We start from the raw sequence: 17,826 nt of genomic DNA on the forward strand, positions 1-17,826 counted from the left end.
AGAGCAATCATAAAATAAGAAAAGATCTATAGGTTATAAGCAGAGTGTTGGGTAGAATTCTTACTTATAGATAAAGCTTTGGAGAGAGTGATGGCACGCCAAAAAACAGCCTACGTATGTAATGACTGTGGAGCCGATTACACTAAGTGGCAAGGGCAGTGTACCGCCTGTAATGCTTGGAATACCTTAACCGAGGTACGTTTAGCGACTGCGAAGACCGCTACGAACGAAGCGCGTAATGTGCGTTTTGATGGTTATGCTGGTGGTGCTGGTAAAGATAAGGTGGTTAATCTCTCTGAAGTAGCGTTAGAGGAGATGCCGCGCTTTACTTCCGGCGCAGGCGAGCTGGATCGAGTGCTTGGTGGTGGTTTGGTTCCTGGGTCTGCAGTTTTGATGGGTGGTCATCCAGGTGCCGGTAAAAGTACTTTGTTGTTACAGACGATGTGTTTTTTGGCTGAACAGATGCCTGCACTTTATGTCACGGGTGAGGAATCTTTACAGCAGGTGGCGATGCGCGCTAGCCGTTTAGGTTTGCCAACCGCGCAATTAAAAATGCTCTCTGAAACTAGCGTTGAAGAAATCTGTAACACCGCTCAACAGCTAAAACCGAAAGTGATGGTTATTGATTCTATCCAAGTGATGCACATGGCTGATGTTCAATCAGCTCCGGGCTCTGTATCTCAGGTAAGGGAATCAGCTGCGTACCTAACTCGCTATGCAAAACAGACAGGCACAGTTTTGTTCCTTGTCGGCCATGTTACTAAAGACGGTTCTTTGGCTGGGCCGAAAGTTTTGGAGCATATGATTGACTGTTCCCTTCAGCTTGAGGGGTCGTCTGATTCTCGTTTTAGAACCTTGCGCTCGCATAAAAACCGTTTTGGTGCAGTGAATGAATTGGGTGTTTTCGCCATGCTCGAAAACGGCCTAAAGGAAGTTAAAAATCCAAGTTCAATATTTCTTAGCCGTGAAGAAGGTCCGAGCCCCGGTAGCGTTGTGATGGTGGTTTGGGAAGGGACTCGCCCCCTATTGGTAGAGATTCAGGCGCTAGTTGATCAATCCCACATGAATAACCCGCGTCGCGTCGCTGTAGGTTTGGAGCAAAACCGAATGGCTATGTTACTTGCAGTGTTGCATCGTCATGGCGGCATTATGACGGGTGACCAAGATGTCTTTGTCAACGTTGTAGGTGGCGTGAAGGTACTAGAAACCAGTGCCGACTTGGCATTGTTATTGGCGGTTGTGTCCAGCTTCCGTGATCAATCTTTACCGCATGACTTAATGGTATTTGGGGAGGTCGGTTTGTCTGGCGAAATTAGGCCTGTACCGAATGGACAGGAAAGAATCCGAGAAGCGGCTAAGCATGGGTTTAAACGTGCAATTGTTCCTAAAGGAAACGTCCCTAAAGAGCAGCTTCAAGGTATGGATATTGTGGCAGTTACTAAGCTGACAGAGGCCTTAGAGGCGCTCTAGTTAGTCTTCAAAAAAATGATCTAGTTCGCGTTCCAACAATGTTTCGTCGCCTAAGTTAAGTTCGACTAGGCGGCGTAATAGAGTTAATGAATCAAGATCCAGATTCTCTATTAGAAAACCGTATTCATTGTCTTGTTGGTGGGCGAGTGTTGCAGGTGTGCGGATAGCGATATCATCACCTAGAAGATGGATGACTGCTTGAACCTCATCTCCTTTTTGTAGTGCCAGTGCCTGCTCACTTTTCACAAGAATACCATTAAAAGATATATCCACTAGGGTTGCGTCCCAAGTTTCGTTATCGCGTTTCAATTCAGTCTGAGCATCAAAGTTGATACGGGTAAAACGACGGCGTTCAGTATCTGATGTGGTCACAGCAATTCTTCCCAAGGAAAAGTGTATTTAACTCATATAATTATAGACATTACTGCAAAAAAAATTGTGGTCAAGTTGTAATCGTTAATATAACCCTTGAAAACGAAAGGGCTTTATCATAATTTGATCTCTAAAGCTGAGCTTGTGCATTTGGACTAAACTAAGTCGGACAGGCTAAGTGATATAACAAGAATAAAAACAAAGTTGTAAGAATTAATATGTTGTTAGAAGCGCTTTTGGATGTCTCCAGCGGTCGTAGGCATTCTCGATATTTCAACCAAACTCGCAGTCATTTTCTTTTTCGTCGTATTCGGATTATCTCCCTCTTACTCGCCTTGATTCAGCCTGCTTGGTTGCTGGTGGATTATTTGCTATTGCCCGAGGATATGCTGCTCTCAATCGCATATGCTCGTGGTCTAACGGCGCTTGCCTGTGTGGGCTTGGCTCTGTGGGGATATAAGCGCTACAGCATGCGTTTAGCGAAGTTAAGACTTGCTTTACTAGTCGTCATTTTGTCTGCTTTTCAGTGTGCCTCAAGCTCCATGTTAATTGCCCATGGTTACGAGTTTACTGTGGCAGGTTATCATTTCTTTCCTTTTATGATCATGACCATGATGGCTGTTTTTCCTTTGTCTATATTGGAGGCGCTGTGTTATGCCGTTGCTCTTTTGCTTGTTGAGTATCTAACTCAATTGTTCCGCGGCTTGGCTGGTACCATTGATGGGATTAACAGTCTCTGGTTGTTGGCTGTATTGGGCTTAATTGCGTGTTGGGCGGCTGTGAATCAACTGAACATGTTGTTGGGCCTTTATCGACAAGCGACACGAGATCCCCTTACTGGTTTGGCAAATAGACGGCAGGCGATGGAGCAGTTAAGTGGCGATATCAAATTGATGAGAGATCAGGGTAAGCCGCTGAGTGTTCTGTTGTTTGATCTAGATAAGTTCAAGAGCTTTAACGATACCTACGGTCATGCCGCAGGTGATATCGTGCTACAGCGTTTTGCTAAAGTGATGCGAAAATCTGCTCGCAAGCGATTGGATTTAGTTTGTCGATACGGTGGTGAAGAGTTCTTAATGGTGCTTCCCGGTTTAGATACCAATCAAGCTGTTGAAGTGGCTGAACAGATCCGCGTGGGTTGTCATGATGAACAAGTAAAAACCCCTTCAGGAGAACGAATTGGCTTTACTACTAGTATCGGTGTTGCCAGCTTGAAAGCTGAAGATAATGTGGATTCAATATTACAACGTTCCGATGACGCCTTATACAGCGCTAAAGATACCGGGCGGGATAAAGTAAATATTGCGGACTAATTGTTTAAGAACAAAAAAAGCCGGGCACTGCCCGGCTTTTTTATAAGTATAGGGATTATAGGTCCGCAATACGCTTGTACTTGATACGTTCTGGCTGATGTTCTTTGCCGTAGCGGCGTTTGTAATCAGCTTGGTACTCAGTGTAGTTGCCTTCGAAGAACTCTACGTGTGAGTCACCTTCGTATGCCAGCATGTGAGTACAGATACGGTCAAGGAACCAACGGTCGTGGGAAATAACTACCGCACAACCTGGGAAGGCTAGAAGAGCTTCCTCAAGGGCACGTAGTGTTTCGATATCAAGGTCGTTGGTTGGTTCGTCCAATAGCAGAACGTTGCCGCCTTCTTTAAGCAGTTTCGCCATATGCAGACGGTTACGCTCACCACCAGAAAGATCTTTAACGAACTTCTGCTGATCGCCGCCTTTGAAGTTAAAGCGTCCACAGTAAGAGCGTGAAGGCGTCGTGTAGTTACCTACTGTGATCATGTCCTGACCATCAGATAGTTCTTCAAACACTGTTTTGTCGCCGTTTAGATCACGAGACTGGTTAACGTAAGCTAACTGTACAGTAGAACCGATTTCGATCTCACCAGAATCTGGCTGCTCTTCACCTGCGATCATGCGGAATAGCGTAGATTTACCTGCGCCGTTACCACCGATGATACCAACGATAGCACCCTGTGGAATCGAGAAACTTAGGTCTTCAAACAGGACTTTGTCGCCATAAGCTTTAGATATACCGTTCGCATCGATAACTTTGTCGCCAAGACGTGGTCCTGGTGGAATGTAGATTTCCTGTGTTTCATTACGAGATTGGAACTCTTTGGAGTTCATCTCTTCGAACTGCTTAAGACGCGCTTTGGATTTTGACTGACGGCCTTTAGAGCCTTGACGTACCCACTCAAGTTCGGCAGAAACAGATTTACGGTGAGCCGCTTCCTGCTTCGCTTCTTGTTCTAGGCGAGCTTCTTTCTGCTCTAGCCAAGAAGAGTAGTTACCTTCGTATGGAATGCCGCGACCACGGTCTAGTTCCAAAATCCAACCCGCAGCGTTATCTAGGAAGTAACGGTCGTGGGTAATCGCCACAACGGTACCTGGGTATTCCTGAAGGAAGCGCTCGATCCAAGCTACAGATTCTGCATCCAAGTGGTTAGTCGGTTCATCTAGAAGCAGCATGTCTGGCTTATCTAACAGTAAACGGCATAGCGCTACACGACGACGTTCACCACCGGATAGGTGCTTAACTTCTGCATCCCAAGCAGGAAGACGCATCGCATCAGCAGCACGTTCCAGTGCTGTTTCAAGATTGTGACCATCTTTCGCTTGGATCAAATTTTCGAATTCAGCTTGTTGCTTAGCTAATTCATCAAAGTCTGCATCTGGTTCTGCGTAAGCTGCATAAACAGCTTCTAGGCCATCTAACGCTTCTTTTACATCAGCAACTGACTCTTCAACGATTTCGCGAACGGTTTTTGTTTCGTCTAGTTCTGGTTCCTGAGGTAGGTAACCAACGTTGATGCCAGGCATAGGGCGAGCTTCACCGATGATGTCGGTATCTAAGCCAGCCATGATTTTTAGCAGGGTAGATTTACCTGCACCGTTCAGACCCAATACGCCGATTTTGGCACCTGGGAAAAAAGAAAGAGAGATATCTTTCAGGATTTCACGCTTTGGCGGAACGATTTTGCCAACGCGGTTCATTGAATAAACGTATTGAGCCATGAAGGGTTCAACTCTTATTTGTTAAATAATTAATGCTCCCGATTTTACCGGAAATTGGCAATTAATATCTATCTTGATCCTGATCAATTTTTGTACTGGCGAGAGTCGAAGGGCTTTCTAAACTGAGATTACGAATCTGCTGTATAGAAAGTAACCACATAATAGAGGAGAGTGATCATGGGTGAACTATCAAGATTTAACAGCCTTTTTGATGATGCTTTCTTGAATCGTTTCTTTGTTCCAGTGACTACAAGCGGTGATGATAAAGTGCCTGCTATAGATATTCATGAATCTGATACCGGGTATTGTATAAAGGCTGATTTACCTGGGGTGAAAAAAGAGGATGTACAGGTAAGTTTGGAGCATGGTTTGTTAACGATTAAGGCTGAAACTAAAACAGAGGATAAGGAAGAAAAAGAAGGGAAAATAATTCGTCAGGAGCGTCATTTCGGACAATTTTTAAGACGGTTATCGGTTGGTGATAGTGTTGATCCAGATAAAATTACAGCGAAATTTGATAATGGAGTGTTGGAAGTCAATTTGCCCAAGCCAGACCCGGGCGCTGCTAAAACGGCGAATGTAAAAGTCGAATGATCCTATTCCGATTGTAAAAAGAGCTTGGGGGAGCCCCTGAGCTCTTTTTATTGAATAAAATTGAAGCAGTTTTGCGGATGATTCAAGTGTATCCGCGGAAATGTTTCGCTATAATACGCGCTTTCCCAATTCCCAAATGGTTCTACGCTGGAATGTTCTGGCGGCTTTGCCGTTGTTATTGCAGCTGAACAGGGTTCACATTGTATTCAGGGGACAGAAACTCCAATGTTTAGCAAAGATATGACTATCGCTGATTTCGACGCGGATCTATGGTCTGCAATGCAGGCTGAAACTGTACGTCAGGAAGAGCACATCGAACTGATTGCGTCTGAAAACTACACTAGCCCTCGCGTTATGGAAGCTCAGGGTTCTGCGCTGACTAACAAATACGCTGAAGGTTACCCTAACAAGCGTTACTACGGTGGTTGTGAACACGTAGATGTTGTTGAGCAGCTAGCGATTGATCGTGCTAAAGAATTGTTCGGTGCGACTTACGCAAACGTTCAGCCTCATTCTGGTTCTCAAGCTAACGCTGCTGTTTACATGGCGCTTTGTCAGCCAGGCGATACTGTTCTAGGTATGAGCCTTGCTCACGGTGGTCACTTGACTCACGGTGCTGCGGTTTCTTTCTCTGGTCGTATTTACAATGCGGTTCAGTACGGTCTAAACCCAGAAACGGGTGAGATCGATTACGCTGAAGTTGAGCGTCTAGCTGAAGAACACAAGCCAAAAATGATTGTTGCAGGTTTCTCTGCATACTCACGTGTTGTTGATTGGCAGCGTTTCCGCGATATTGCAGACAAAGTAGGCGCGTTCCTATTTGTTGATATGGCGCACATCGCAGGTCTTGTTGCTGCAGGCGTTTACCCATCTCCAATCGGTGTTGCTGACGTTGTTACAACAACAACTCACAAAACACTAGGTGGCCCACGCGGTGGTTTGATCCTATCTGCAAATGCTGATGAAGATCTGCAGAAGAAACTTAACTTCGCTGTATTCCCAGAATCTCAGGGCGGCCCATTGATGCACGTAATCGCTGGTAAAGCGGTTTGCTTCAAAGAGGCTATGGATCCAGAGTGGAAAGAGTACCAAGCTCAGGTTGTTAAAAACGCTCAGGCGATGGCTGAAACTTTCATGAAACGCGGTATTAAGATCGTTTCTGAAGGTACTGATGATCACCTATTCCTTGTTGATATGATCGACAAGGAATTTACAGGTAAAGATGCTGATGCAGCGCTAGGTCGTGCCAACATCACTGTAAACAAAAACTCTGTTCCAAACGATCCACGTTCTCCGTTTGTAACATCTGGTCTACGTATCGGTACGCCAGCTGTAACACGCCGTGGTTTCAAAGAAGCAGAAGTTACAGAGCTAACAAACTGGATCTGCGACATTCTAGATGACATCAACAACGATGATGTGATCGCACGTGTTAAATCTCAAGTTAAAGAGATCTGCGCACGTTTCCCTGTATACAAGTAAAACAGGGTTCCGGCTGTAAGTTATAGTCGGAAAAATGTACAATCTCCGGGCGACCCAAAAGGTCGCCCTTTTTTGTTCTCAGACTAAGCTCAGAGAAGATAAACGCTCTTTACACAGGAAAAGTTGATGCATTGTCCTTTTTGTCATGCCAATGAAACCAAAGTGGTTGATTCTCGACTGGTGGCCGAAGGTCAGCAGGTGCGTCGACGTCGCGAGTGTATTAACTGTAATGAGCGCTTTACCACCTACGAAGCAGCAGAACTGCTGATGCCACGCCTAATTAAGGCTGATGGCTCTCGCCAACCATTTGACGATGAAAAGCTCCGTGCAGGTATTCATCGAGCTTTAGAAAAACGTCCCGTTTCTATCGAAGAGTTTGAAGCGTGTATTAACCGTATTAAACATCGTCTACGTGCGACAGGTGAGCGCGAGCTGCCTTCACGCCAGATTGGTGAAGAGGTGATGGCCGAACTACGCAAACTCGATGAAGTTGCTTATGTACGTTTTGCTTCAGTGTATCGTAGTTTTCAAGATATTAATGAGTTTAAAGCTGAGATCGAACGCTTATCGGAAGAGCATGATACCGAGGGTGCTACTAAGTGAGTGCGACTTGGTCTGTCTCTGATCGCGAATATATGGCCCGCGCCATTCAGTTGGCGAAAGAGGGGCTATATACCACGCAACCTAACCCGCGTGTTGGCTGTGTGCTAGTTAAACAGGGCAATATCGTGGGTGAAGGGTTTCACTATCGCGCAGGTGAAGGCCATGCCGAGGTGAATGCACTTCGTGCTGCGGGTGAAGAAGCGAAAGGGGCGACAGCGTATGTAACCCTAGAGCCTTGTAGCCATTATGGTCGTACTCCGCCTTGTTCTGAGGCATTAATCAACGCTGGCGTGACGCGAGTTGTTGCCGCGATGGTTGATCCAAACCCTCAGGTTGCTGGTCGTGGTATGACTATGCTCCGTGAAGCAGGTATTGAAGCTACATCGGGTTTACTTGAAGAATCAGCTCGAGCGTTGAACCCCGGTTTTATCAAGCGTATGGAGACGGGTTTACCTTTTGTTAGGGTTAAATCTGCGATCAGCCTTGATGGTCGAACAGCGATGGCTTCAGGTGAATCCAAGTGGATTACTGGTCCTGCTGCACGTGGTGATGTACAGAAATTGCGCGCTCAATCGTCAGTGATTCTGACCGGTATAGGCTCCATTCTACAAGATGACTCAGCACTGACGGTTCGCGAAGCGCAGTTAAATCTTCCTAATGTTGCGGATGTCGTACAGAAACAGCCATTACGCGTTGTTTTGGATAGTCGTCTACAGATGCCGCTGACTGCTTCCATTCTTAAGCAGCCGGGGCGAACGCTTATTGTTACTTGTTCTGATGATACAATAGCGCAGAACAAACTTAAGGACGCAGGTGCAGAAGTTCGAGTGATGCCCGCTGAAAATGGCCGTGTGGCTTTATTGCCTTTGTTACGTTGGCTGGCGTCTGAAGAGCAGTGTAACGATCTGCTTGTTGAGACTGGTTCTGTGTTGGCCGGTGCGTTTGTAGAGCAGAAATTGGCTGATGAACTTCATGTTTATATGGCGATGAAGTTGTTAGGAAGTCAGGCTAAGCCACTATTTGAGCTACCCTTAACTAAAATGTCAGAGCAGGTAGAGCTGCAGATGTTAGATAGCCGCATGTTGGGTGATGATCTAAAGCTGATCTTACAGCCTCAATATGGAGAAAATGCATAGATGTTCACCGGTATTATTGAAGCTGTAGGTACGATTGCAGCGATTGAAGAGCAAGCGGGTGATATGCGCTTATATGTTCGCACAGGTCAGTTGGATCTGGCGGACGTTAAACTGGGTGATAGCATCGCCACTAATGGTGTTTGCTTAACCGCAGTAGAATTGCCCGGTGATGGCTTTATTGCTGATGTTTCTCGAGAAACATTAGCTTATACGCGTTTCCATACTTTAGCGATTGGAGAGCGAGTGAATCTGGAAAAGGCATTGATGCCAACCAGTCGCTTAGGTGGTCATATTGTCACTGGCCATGTCGATGGTATAGGTGAAATAGTATCGCGTAGTGAAGATGCTCGTTCTATTCGCTTTAGTGTTAAAGCGCCTGCTGCGATTCAACGTTATTTAGCTGCGAAAGGCTCGGTGACGGTTGATGGTATTAGTTTGACGGTAAATGCCCTTGACGGTGACTGCTTTGAATTGAATATTGTGCCTCACACGGCACAAGAAACGATCATGACTGAATATGTCACAGGACGACAGGTTCATTTGGAAGTGGATATCATCGCTCGCTATCTGGAGCGCTTAATTGGTCATGGTCAAACAACTGATAATAATGAACAGAGCGAACAGGGTCTGACAATGGACACCTTAATTGCTCACGGTTTTAACCGCTAACGACGGTACGAAGTTAATGAAATTAAATACCCCGCAAGAATTGATTGAAGATATTCGTCAGGGAAAAATGGTCATCCTGATGGATGATGAAGATCGCGAGAATGAAGGCGATCTTGTAATTGCTGCAGAGATGGTTCGCCCTGATGATATTAACTTTATGGCGACTCACGCTCGAGGCCTTATTTGCCTAACGTTGACGCGTGAGCGTTGTGAGCAGTTGAACTTACCTCTGATGGTACAGAGCAATGGTGCTCAGTTCTCAACTAACTTTACGATGTCTATTGAAGCGGCGGAAGGTGTAACGACAGGTATCTCTGCTGCTGACCGTGCTTTGACTGTACGTACAGCCGTAAAAGCAGATGCGAAGGCAGAAGATATTGTTCAGCCGGGTCATATCTTCCCACTTATGGCGCAGCCGGGTGGTGTGTTAAGCCGTGCAGGTCATACTGAAGCGGGTTGTGATCTAGCGCGTTTGGCAGGTTTTACGCCAGCGGCTGCGATCGTTGAAATTATGAATGATGACGGCACTATGGCGCGTCGTCCTGATCTGGAAGAGTTTGCGGAAAAGCACAATCTTAAGATCGGTACAATTGCAGATCTAATTCACTACCGTACTGCTAATGAGCATACAGTTGCACGTGAATCCGAAGGCGTGATGTCTACTGAGTACGGTGATTTTAACTACATCACTTACCGTGACGAAATCCAAAACTGCACGCATCTAGCGATGACGTTAGGTGAGCTGAAAGCTGATGAGCCAGCGTATGTGCGTGTTCATAGCCGTACAGAGGTACTACGTGATGTAGTCGGTGCGGTAGCACCTGGCGATGAGCCGAAATGGACTATGCGTAAAGCATTGGAGCGTGTTGCTAAAGAGGGACAAGGTGTTGTGCTTCTACTTGATACGGGTGACCGTATCGATCTAAGCGATGCGACGGATCTGATGATCAACGGTCGTCAGAAATCCAAAATTAATGTTAGTGCATCAGGTGCTTACCTAACGGTAGGTACTGGTTCACAAATCTTGCGAGACCTAGGTGTAGGTAAAATGAACCTACTTAGTTCTCCAATGAAGTTTAATGCGATCTCTGGTTTTGATCTGGAGATCGAAGAATATATTCCTTGTGAAGAATAACTGTAACGGTATTTAAATCATGACTGTTAAAACCTTTGAAGGTGATTTTGTAAACGCAGACGGCAACTATGCAATTGTTGTTGGCCGTTTTAATGCATTCGTTGTTGAGAGCTTGCTAGAGGGTGCAATCGACACTCTAAAGCGTCATGGCGTAAGCGAAGATAATATTCGTGTGATCCGTGTGCCTGGTGCTTTCGAAATTCCGTTGGCAGTTAAACGCGTTGCAGCGCAGAAGAAAGATGACGCGATCATCGCACTAGGTGCGGTTATCCGTGGCGGTACTCCACACTTTGAGTACGTATCTGGCGAGAGCTCTAAAGGTGTTGCTCAGGTATCTTTGGATTACGATCTTCCTATTGCGAATGGCATCCTTACAGTAAACAGCATCGAACAAGCTGTTGAGCGTTCAGGTACTAAAATGGGTAACAAAGGTGCAGAAGCAGCGCTTTCCGCTCTGGAAATGGTTAGCTTGCTTAAGCAGCTTGAGGTTTAAAGCCAGATGAGTGACAACGAAAAAAAATCTGCAGCTAAAAAGAAACCTTCGCTAACATCTCAGCGTCGTAATGCTCGTAGCTATGCGCTGCAGGCTTTGTATTCTTGGTCATTAGCTGGTCAGCCTCTGCATGAACTAGAAGCGCAATTCCGTGTAGATAACGACATGCGTGATACGGATGTACGTTTATTCTCTGAATTGTTGCAGAACGTTGCGGCAACTAAAACAGAGCTTGATGGTCTGTTTACTGACTTCCTTGATCGTCAGATCGAAGAGTTGGATCCTGTTGAATTGAACGTTCTACGTATCGGTGCTTACGAGCTTTCTAAACGCATGGAAGTGCCATATCGCGTCGCGATCAATGAAAGTGTTGAATTGGCGAAGACATTCGGGGCAACCGACAGTCATCGTTATGTGAACGGCGTGCTAGATAAACTAGCGCAACGTGTGCGTATGGCCGAAATTCGCGCTAAACGAGAAGGTAAAGCGTAAGCTATGCCGCTGGGTGAATTTGAGCTGATACAGCGCTACTTCGCACAGGTTTCAGAAGCATCTTCGGATGCTTCTGTTGCTTTAGGGGTAGGGGATGACTGTGCTCTACTTAATTTGCCCGAGGGTCAGCAACTCGCCATTTCTATTGATACGCTGGTTGAAGGCACTCATTTTCTGCCTGACATACAGCCGGAAAAGCTCGCAGATCGCCTTATGGGTTCCACTGTCAGTGATCTAGCTGCTATGGGCGCAAAGCCTGCTTGGCTGACGCTTGCGCTTACGTTGCCGCAAACCGATGCAGATTGGCTGCAACGCTTTAGTTCTCAATTAGGTATACGATGCCAGGAGTACAGTATTGCGCTCATTGGTGGTGATACCACGCGTGGGCCTCTAGCTCTCTCTGCTCAAGTGCATGGCTTTGTGCCTCAAGGGAAGGGACTTTGTCGTCATGGGGCTAAACCGGGCGATATTATCTGTGTTAGTGGTAGCTTAGGTGATAGCCGTGGAGGTCTTGAAGGGCTGCTTAAGGGCTTCACTAATGAAACTCATGCGGAGTATTTGCTCGAGCGTTTCTATTCGCCTGTGCCGCGTATCAGCCTAGGTCAATCGTTAGTGGGTTCTGCCAGTAGTTGTGTGGATATCTCTGATGGCTTGTTATCCGATTTAGCGCACATTTTAAAAGCTAGTGGCAACCTAGGTGCGCGTTTGCAGATAGAAGCTTTGCCGATCTCTTCTCAGCTGGTGGATACTTATGGGGAACAGCAGGCGCAGCAGTGGGCGTTGACCGGTGGTGAGGATTTTGAACTATGTTTCACCCTGCCGCCGGAGCATTTAGCGTTAATCCCTAGTTTGCCAACCTCAGTAGCCGTTATTGGTAAGGTCACAGAGGAGTCAGAACTCAGTCTGTTTCTTCGAGGGGAACCTTGTGAAATTTCAGGCTCAGGTTATGATCACTTCCACCAATCCTGATGTTCAAGTAGGCTGTTAGCCGCGATTGTTAGACTAAGCCGTAAAGGAATAACCGTGAATAAAGTACCTAGTAGTGTTTGGAAAAATCCGATCCATTTTCTAGCGTTTGGTCTAGGTAGCGGTGCTGCTCCTTGGATGCCTGGCACAGTAGGCACTTTGGCGGCGATCATTCCTTATCTTTGGTTCCAACACTTGAGTTTGCCGTTTTATCTATTGATGTTGGTGGTTACGACTATCATCGGCATTTGGTTATGCGATCGCACTTCAAAAGATATTGGTGTGCATGATCATGGCGGCATTGTCTGGGATGAGTTTGTTGGCTTTTGGCTGACCATGACGCTTGCACCAACTGGCTGGGAATGGATTGCTCTTGGTTTTGTGCTATTCCGTATTTTTGATATTTGGAAGCCTTGGCCGATCAAATGGGCTGACCAGAAAGTTTCTGGTGGTGTGGGTATAATGCTGGATGACTTGCTAGCAGGTGTTTATGCCGCGGCAATTCTGCAGTTAGTCGCTTATTTTTGGCTTTAAGCGATCGTTTTTAGTCGATCTCCGATTGCTTTAATCATACCTGCAGCATCAAGACCGCATTGTTGAAGTTGCTGTGCGCGAGATGCGTGGCCAATCCAACGATCAGGTATACCTAACATCAGTAAAGGTGTGTTGATCTGTTCTTGATGTAGGTACTCACTCACACTTGATCCTGCGCCGTTAATGATGCTGTGATCTTCTATGCTGACTAATAAGTCATGACTTTCTGCTGCATCTTTAAGGACATTTTGATCTAGAGGCTTAACAAAGCGCATATCGATTAGGGTATAACCTTGGTCGTTTGCAACCTCTTGAGCTGTTTCTAGTAAAGGTCCGAAATTTAGAAGCGCAACTTTACTGCCTTGATTGAGCGTTCGGCTTTGCCCTAGCTCAATTGCCTGCATGGGTGTATCTATTTGTGCTGGAACGCTGCCTCGTGGATAGCGAACCGCAGCTAAGCCTTGATATTGGTAACCGGTGAAAAGCATATTGCGAAGGTCTTCGGCACTTGAAGGCGTCATCAATACAGCTTTTGGTAAGCCGCGAAGCATGCCAATATCAAAACAACCTGCATGGGTTGAACCATCTTCCCCAACTAAGCCAGCTCTATCGATGGCCAGCAATAGATCGAGATCTTGAATGGCCACATCATGGATCAGTTGATCATAAGCTCGCTGCAGAAAAGTCGAGTAGATGGCTACTACCGGCTTAATATTTTGGCAGGCCATACCAGCCGCTAGAGTCAGTGCGTGTTGTTCGGCGATAGCCACATCAAAATAACGGTCAGGAAAGCGCTGAGAAAACTCCACTAAATCTGAGCCTTCACGCATAGCCGGGGTAATGGCTGTCAGGTGTGGGTCTTGTTCGGCTAGATCGCAAATCCAACGACCAAAGACATTGGAATAACTGATTTTCTTCGTAGGCTTTTGGTGAATTGGATCGATCTTAGTAATTGCGTGATAACCAACCGGATCGTCTTCAGCAGGTTTGAAACCCTTACCTTTCGTTGTTACCAAATGAAGGAATTGTGGTCCTGGTCGATTAAGAATGTCTTGTAATACCGGTATGAGTTTAGAAAAGTCATGACCATCAACAGGGCCTGTATATTCAAACTCTAGCGCTTCAAAGAGGGCGGTGGTGGTCTCACCGTCATTTCTGTCTTTAAAGTTTTTTGCTAGATAAGTCGCCAGCCCGCCTTCATTGTGGGAGATCGACATATCGTTGTCGTTCAAGATTACCAGCAGGTTGGTGTTGGTATGTGCTGCATGGTTCAACGCCTCAAACGCCATACCAGCCGTCATCGCACCGTCACCAATTACGGCTACAGATTTACTCTCTATCCCACGGATCTTATCGGCAATTGCCATGCCTAGAGCGGCACTAATCGAGGTGCTGGAATGACCTACACCAAAATCATCATATGGGCTCTCGTCCCGTTTAGGGAAGGGGGATGGTCCCTCTTTCTGTCGGATTTGGGGTAACTGTTCGCGACGGCCGGTTAAGATCTTATGGGGGTAGCATTGGTGACCTACATCCCACACTAAATGATCTTGCGGTGTGTTAAGAACATAATGCAGAGCCACTGTTAGTTCCACCACACCCAGTCCTGCACCGAAATGGCCGCCACTTTGTCCGACGCTGTAGAGTAGATAAGCTCTTAATTGCTCAGCTAGCTCTGGAAGTTGTTCGGGCGTGAGTAAACGCAGAGCGATTGGATTATCAATGCTATCCAACAGAGGTGTGTTAGGGCGTTTACTTGGGATTGTATGGAACATAAAGCTCGATCAGTTATTAGTGGTCGCGATGCACAATAAAATCAGCGAGGGCTTTTAGTTCTGATGCGTCTTCGCCGAATACATCTAATGCCGATAGGGCCTGTTGATGAAGCTGCTGTAATTTCAGCTTAGCACCTTCCAAACCCAATAGAGCTGGATACGTAGGTTTATTCTGTTCTAGATCAGAACCTTGAGGTTTTCCGATCACTGCAGAATCGCCTTCTATATCGAGAATGTCATCTTGTACTTGGAAGGCTAGGCCGATGGCGTTGGAATATTCTGCGAGTGCGGCTAACTGTTTTTGATCGGTTAAGCCTGCACAGATGGCTCCCATTTGCACTGAGCAAGTCAGCAGGGCACCGGTTTTATGTTGGTGCATAGCTTCAAGCCGCTCAAGTGAAAGAGAGTTGCCCACATTACGCAGATCAAACGATTGTCCGACAACCATACCTTGATGCCCAGACGCATGACTCAGCTTTTGGATAAGGTTTAAACGAGTTTCTGCCGTTAGTTTGTCATCGGATGAGATCAATTCGAATGCTAAACATTGCAAAGCGTCACCCGCTAATATTGCGGTCGCTTCATCAAAAGCAATATGGCAGGTTGGTTTGCCTCGTCTTAGGTCGTCATCATCCATTGCCGGAAGATCATCATGAACCAAAGAGTAGCTATGTATGCACTCAATAGCGGCTGCTGCGCTGTCGGCTTGTTCGTGACTGCTGCCTAGCATTGCATTGACCATATAGATCAAAGCCGGTCGAATGCGTTTTCCACCATTGAATAGTGAATATTGCATAGATTCTTGTAGGACCGGATCTATACTGTCTTTATTGATACATTTCTGAAGGTGGTGATCTACCCGCTCTTGGTAGCTCTTGAGTAGATTGCGGATCTCCAAGATCAGCTGTCCTCGTCTGCAGTAAACGGTTTGGTTGAAAGTTCACCGTCGGATTCTATCAAAAGCTGAACTTTTTGCTCTGCTTGAGTAAGAATTCCTTGGCACTCTCGAGTTAGGCTGACACCCTCTTCAAAGGCTTGAAGTGACTCTTCCAAGGAAAGATCTCCTTGTTCCATTTTGGTCACTAGGGATTCAAGTGCTTGCAGGGATTGTTCAAAGTCAGTTGTTTTTTTCTTACGTGGCATAAGAGCGAATCTTAGATTGAAAGCGCTAAACTTACCGAAGCCAGCAGCTATAAGCAAATATACATACAATTTCTATAGTTAAACGATTGTATGATGGGTGAAACCCTGTGCTTTTTTGCTATGATAGGCAGCTTAGATTTGAACAGTTTGCGCGCTTAATTAAGGAGTAATGAGTGGATATAGCAACGCTCGTCGGATTATTAGGCAGTTTTGGTATTGTAATAGCTGCGATCGTCACTGGTGGTGATGCTGGGGTGTTTATTAACCCTCCGTCTTTGTTGATCGTTGTTGGTGGTTCCATCTTTGTTGTATTGATGAAATTCACACTGCCCCAGTTCCTTGGTGCCGGCAAAGTTGCGGCTAAAGCATTTATGTTCAAGTCGTTAAATCCAGAAGAGATTATCGCTGAAACGGTAGATCTGGCCGATGCGGCGCGAAAAGGTGGCTTGCTTTCTCTAGAAGATAAGACGGTAAGTAGCGATTTCATGCAGCGAGGAATCCAGTTGCTGGTGGATGGTCACGACCCTGAAGTCGTCAAAGGTCTGCTGAATAAAGAAGCTAAGTTGACTCACGATCGTCATGAATTTGGTGCGACTGTATTCTCCGCGATGGGGGATGTAGGTCCTGCAATGGGGATGATCGGTACGCTGGTAGGTCTGGTACAGATGCTATCAAACATGAGTGATCCTAAATCCATCGGTCCTGCGATGGCGGTAGCACTTCTAACTACCCTTTATGGTGCAATGCTTGCGACCATGGTCACCATTCCTTTGGCAGATAAACTAAACGTCCGTAAAGATGAGGAAGCGTTGAACTCGGCTTTGATTATTGATGGTCTGTTGGCTATCCAAGCGGGTCAGAACCCTCGTGTTATCGAACAAATGTTGCGTAACTATCTGCCAGAAGGCAAGCGTGCAGCGGCTGAAGGTTAATTCGGTAAAGGACTAGAGCGATGAGTGACGATACCGAAGAACAAGAATGCCCCCCCTGCCCCCCCGGGCTTCCGGCTTGGTTGGCAACGTTTGGCGACTTGATGTCGCTGCTGATGTGCTTTTTCGTACTTCTACTTTCCTTCTCGGAGATGGACGTACTGAAGTTTAAACAGTTGGCAGGTTCAATGCGCGAAGCGTTTGGTGTTCAAAACCAGATTAAAGTAGAGGATATTCCAAAGGGTACCTCTATTATCGCGCAGGAATTTAGCCCTGGTCGACCAGAACCCACGCCTCTTAACGAAGTCCGTCAGATGACGGTCAATAACGATATGAATACCTTGGATATTCGATCTAAAGAGGGTGATAGCGACTCGCCTGATAAAGAGGCGGGTGAAGCGCAAGAGCTGCAGAAACAACAAGAGCAGGAAGCGAAAGAGGAAGCGGTTGAGTTTGCTGCTGCTTTGGCTCAAGAGATCGGTGAAGGTAGTGTTGAAGTTGAGACGGATGGTAAGAAAATTATTATCCGTATCAAGGAGAAAGGCTCTTTCGATTCCGGTTCTGCCGAGCTGAAGTTCGAGTCAATTCCTGTGTTGGCTAAAATCAGAGATGTGCTTTTAAATGTTAAAGGTCGTGTCGCTATTGAAGGGCACAGTGATAATATCCCTTATGCCGGTCGACGCTTTGAATCTAACTGGGATCTGTCTGTTGCACGCGCATTGGCGGTAGCGCATGAACTATTTGGCGATCCGCGAATCGATCAATCTCGCTTTAAAGTACTCGGTTTGGCAGACACGAAACCATTAGTGCCAAACGATACTCGTGCAAACCGTGTTAAGAACCGCCGTGTAGAGATTATTGTGCAGAAGGGTAAAGATAAGGAATCCTTAGAAAAGATTCAGGCGCGCCAAGATGGCGATCCTGATGGGGAAGTTATCAATCTAAGACCTGATGATATTTTCTAAGCAATAATTACTGCTCCAATAAAAAAACCGCCAAA

At 46.2% G+C, this 17,826-nt stretch carries 19 protein-coding genes; 14 read left to right on the plus strand and 5 right to left on the minus strand.

Annotated features, from left to right (window positions below; all coding sequences use genetic code 11):
* Nucleotides 1–90: 90 nt before the first annotated feature.
* Complete coding sequence (gene radA, locus ACMXYP_RS01520) at nucleotides 91–1,470, plus strand: DNA repair protein RadA (protein ID WP_415883252.1); 1,380 nt, start codon at nucleotides 91–93, stop codon at nucleotides 1,468–1,470.
* Here radA and ACMXYP_RS01525 read toward each other — a convergent pair whose 3' ends face one another.
* Complete coding sequence (locus ACMXYP_RS01525) at nucleotides 1,471–1,842, minus strand: PilZ domain-containing protein (protein WP_415883253.1); 372 nt, start codon at nucleotides 1,840–1,842, stop codon at nucleotides 1,471–1,473. It abuts the gene before it with no gap.
* 218 nt (nucleotides 1,843–2,060) lie between these two features.
* Between ACMXYP_RS01525 and ACMXYP_RS01530 the strand changes: the two genes are divergently transcribed.
* Entirely contained in the window at nucleotides 2,061–3,155 is a 1,095-nt protein-coding gene (locus tag ACMXYP_RS01530; RefSeq protein ID WP_415883254.1) for a diguanylate cyclase, read from the plus strand.
* Nucleotides 3,156–3,210: 55 nt separating this feature from the next.
* Here ACMXYP_RS01530 and ettA read toward each other — a convergent pair whose 3' ends face one another.
* The gene (gene ettA, locus ACMXYP_RS01535; protein WP_415883255.1) at nucleotides 3,211–4,875 is read right to left on the minus strand and encodes an energy-dependent translational throttle protein EttA; all 1,665 of its coding nucleotides are present in this window, start codon (nucleotides 4,873–4,875) and stop codon (nucleotides 3,211–3,213) included.
* A 177-nt stretch (nucleotides 4,876–5,052) separates the two neighbouring features.
* Here ettA and ACMXYP_RS01540 point away from each other — a divergent pair, with 177 nt between their 5' ends.
* The 10 genes from ACMXYP_RS01540 (at nucleotide 5,053) to ACMXYP_RS01585 (ending at nucleotide 12,979) form a co-directional block, all read left to right on the plus strand.
* The gene (locus tag ACMXYP_RS01540; protein ID WP_415883256.1) at nucleotides 5,053–5,469 is read left to right on the plus strand and encodes an Hsp20/alpha crystallin family protein; all 417 of its coding nucleotides are present in this window, start codon (nucleotides 5,053–5,055) and stop codon (nucleotides 5,467–5,469) included.
* 225 nt (nucleotides 5,470–5,694) lie between these two features.
* Complete coding sequence (gene glyA / locus ACMXYP_RS01545; RefSeq protein WP_415883257.1) at nucleotides 5,695–6,951, plus strand: serine hydroxymethyltransferase; 1,257 nt, start codon at nucleotides 5,695–5,697, stop codon at nucleotides 6,949–6,951.
* A 126-nt stretch (nucleotides 6,952–7,077) separates the two neighbouring features.
* Entirely contained in the window at nucleotides 7,078–7,554 is a 477-nt protein-coding gene (gene nrdR, locus ACMXYP_RS01550) for a transcriptional regulator NrdR (protein WP_415883258.1), read from the plus strand.
* The gene (gene ribD, locus ACMXYP_RS01555) at nucleotides 7,551–8,690 is read left to right on the plus strand and encodes a bifunctional diaminohydroxyphosphoribosylaminopyrimidine deaminase/5-amino-6-(5-phosphoribosylamino)uracil reductase RibD (protein ID WP_415883259.1); all 1,140 of its coding nucleotides are present in this window, start codon (nucleotides 7,551–7,553) and stop codon (nucleotides 8,688–8,690) included. The genes nrdR and ribD overlap by 4 nt, the downstream gene beginning before the upstream one ends.
* Complete coding sequence (locus ACMXYP_RS01560) at nucleotides 8,691–9,359, plus strand: riboflavin synthase (RefSeq protein WP_415883260.1); 669 nt, start codon at nucleotides 8,691–8,693, stop codon at nucleotides 9,357–9,359.
* A gap of 16 nt (nucleotides 9,360–9,375) precedes the next feature.
* Nucleotides 9,376–10,494: a bifunctional 3,4-dihydroxy-2-butanone-4-phosphate synthase/GTP cyclohydrolase II gene (gene ribBA, locus ACMXYP_RS01565; protein WP_415883261.1), complete on the plus strand. Its 1,119-nt coding sequence runs from the start codon at nucleotides 9,376–9,378 to the stop codon at nucleotides 10,492–10,494.
* A gap of 19 nt (nucleotides 10,495–10,513) precedes the next feature.
* Nucleotides 10,514–10,987: a 6,7-dimethyl-8-ribityllumazine synthase gene (gene ribE / locus ACMXYP_RS01570; protein WP_415883262.1), complete on the plus strand. Its 474-nt coding sequence runs from the start codon at nucleotides 10,514–10,516 to the stop codon at nucleotides 10,985–10,987.
* A 6-nt stretch (nucleotides 10,988–10,993) separates the two neighbouring features.
* On the plus strand, nucleotides 10,994–11,479 hold the full coding sequence (nusB, locus tag ACMXYP_RS01575; protein ID WP_415883263.1) for a transcription antitermination factor NusB: 486 nt from the start codon (nucleotides 10,994–10,996) through the stop codon (nucleotides 11,477–11,479).
* Between the two features lie 3 nt (nucleotides 11,480–11,482).
* Nucleotides 11,483–12,448: a thiamine-phosphate kinase gene (thiL, locus tag ACMXYP_RS01580; protein WP_415883264.1), complete on the plus strand. Its 966-nt coding sequence runs from the start codon at nucleotides 11,483–11,485 to the stop codon at nucleotides 12,446–12,448.
* Between the two features lie 54 nt (nucleotides 12,449–12,502).
* Nucleotides 12,503–12,979 (plus strand): phosphatidylglycerophosphatase A, encoded by a 477-nt coding sequence (locus tag ACMXYP_RS01585; RefSeq protein WP_415883265.1) that lies wholly within the window; start codon nucleotides 12,503–12,505, stop codon nucleotides 12,977–12,979.
* On the opposite strand, the gene ACMXYP_RS01590 is transcribed toward ACMXYP_RS01585, so the two are convergent.
* From ACMXYP_RS01590 to ACMXYP_RS01600, 3 genes are read right to left on the minus strand one after another with little or no spacing between them, the layout of a single operon-like run.
* The gene (locus tag ACMXYP_RS01590) at nucleotides 12,976–14,754 is read right to left on the minus strand and encodes a 1-deoxy-D-xylulose-5-phosphate synthase (RefSeq protein ID WP_415883266.1); all 1,779 of its coding nucleotides are present in this window, start codon (nucleotides 14,752–14,754) and stop codon (nucleotides 12,976–12,978) included. The two genes, ACMXYP_RS01585 and ACMXYP_RS01590, sit on opposite strands and share 4 nt — an antisense overlap.
* A gap of 16 nt (nucleotides 14,755–14,770) precedes the next feature.
* A complete protein-coding gene (gene ispA / locus ACMXYP_RS01595) occupies nucleotides 14,771–15,652 on the minus strand; it encodes a (2E,6E)-farnesyl diphosphate synthase (protein WP_415883267.1) in 882 nt (293 codons plus the stop codon).
* A 2-nt stretch (nucleotides 15,653–15,654) separates the two neighbouring features.
* On the minus strand, nucleotides 15,655–15,897 hold the full coding sequence (locus tag ACMXYP_RS01600; RefSeq protein WP_415883268.1) for an exodeoxyribonuclease VII small subunit: 243 nt from the start codon (nucleotides 15,895–15,897) through the stop codon (nucleotides 15,655–15,657).
* Between the two features lie 173 nt (nucleotides 15,898–16,070).
* Here ACMXYP_RS01600 and pomA point away from each other — a divergent pair, with 173 nt between their 5' ends.
* Nucleotides 16,071–16,829: a flagellar motor protein PomA gene (gene pomA, locus ACMXYP_RS01605; protein WP_415883269.1), complete on the plus strand. Its 759-nt coding sequence runs from the start codon at nucleotides 16,071–16,073 to the stop codon at nucleotides 16,827–16,829.
* A 20-nt stretch (nucleotides 16,830–16,849) separates the two neighbouring features.
* The gene (locus ACMXYP_RS01610; protein WP_415883270.1) at nucleotides 16,850–17,791 is read left to right on the plus strand and encodes a flagellar motor protein MotB; all 942 of its coding nucleotides are present in this window, start codon (nucleotides 16,850–16,852) and stop codon (nucleotides 17,789–17,791) included.
* Nucleotides 17,792–17,826 lie beyond the last annotated feature (35 nt).

Origin of the sequence: Neptuniibacter sp. QD34_54 (assembly GCF_047778055.1) — a bacterium.
In the GTDB taxonomy this organism is placed as follows: Bacteria; Pseudomonadota; Gammaproteobacteria; order Pseudomonadales; family Balneatricaceae; genus Neptuniibacter.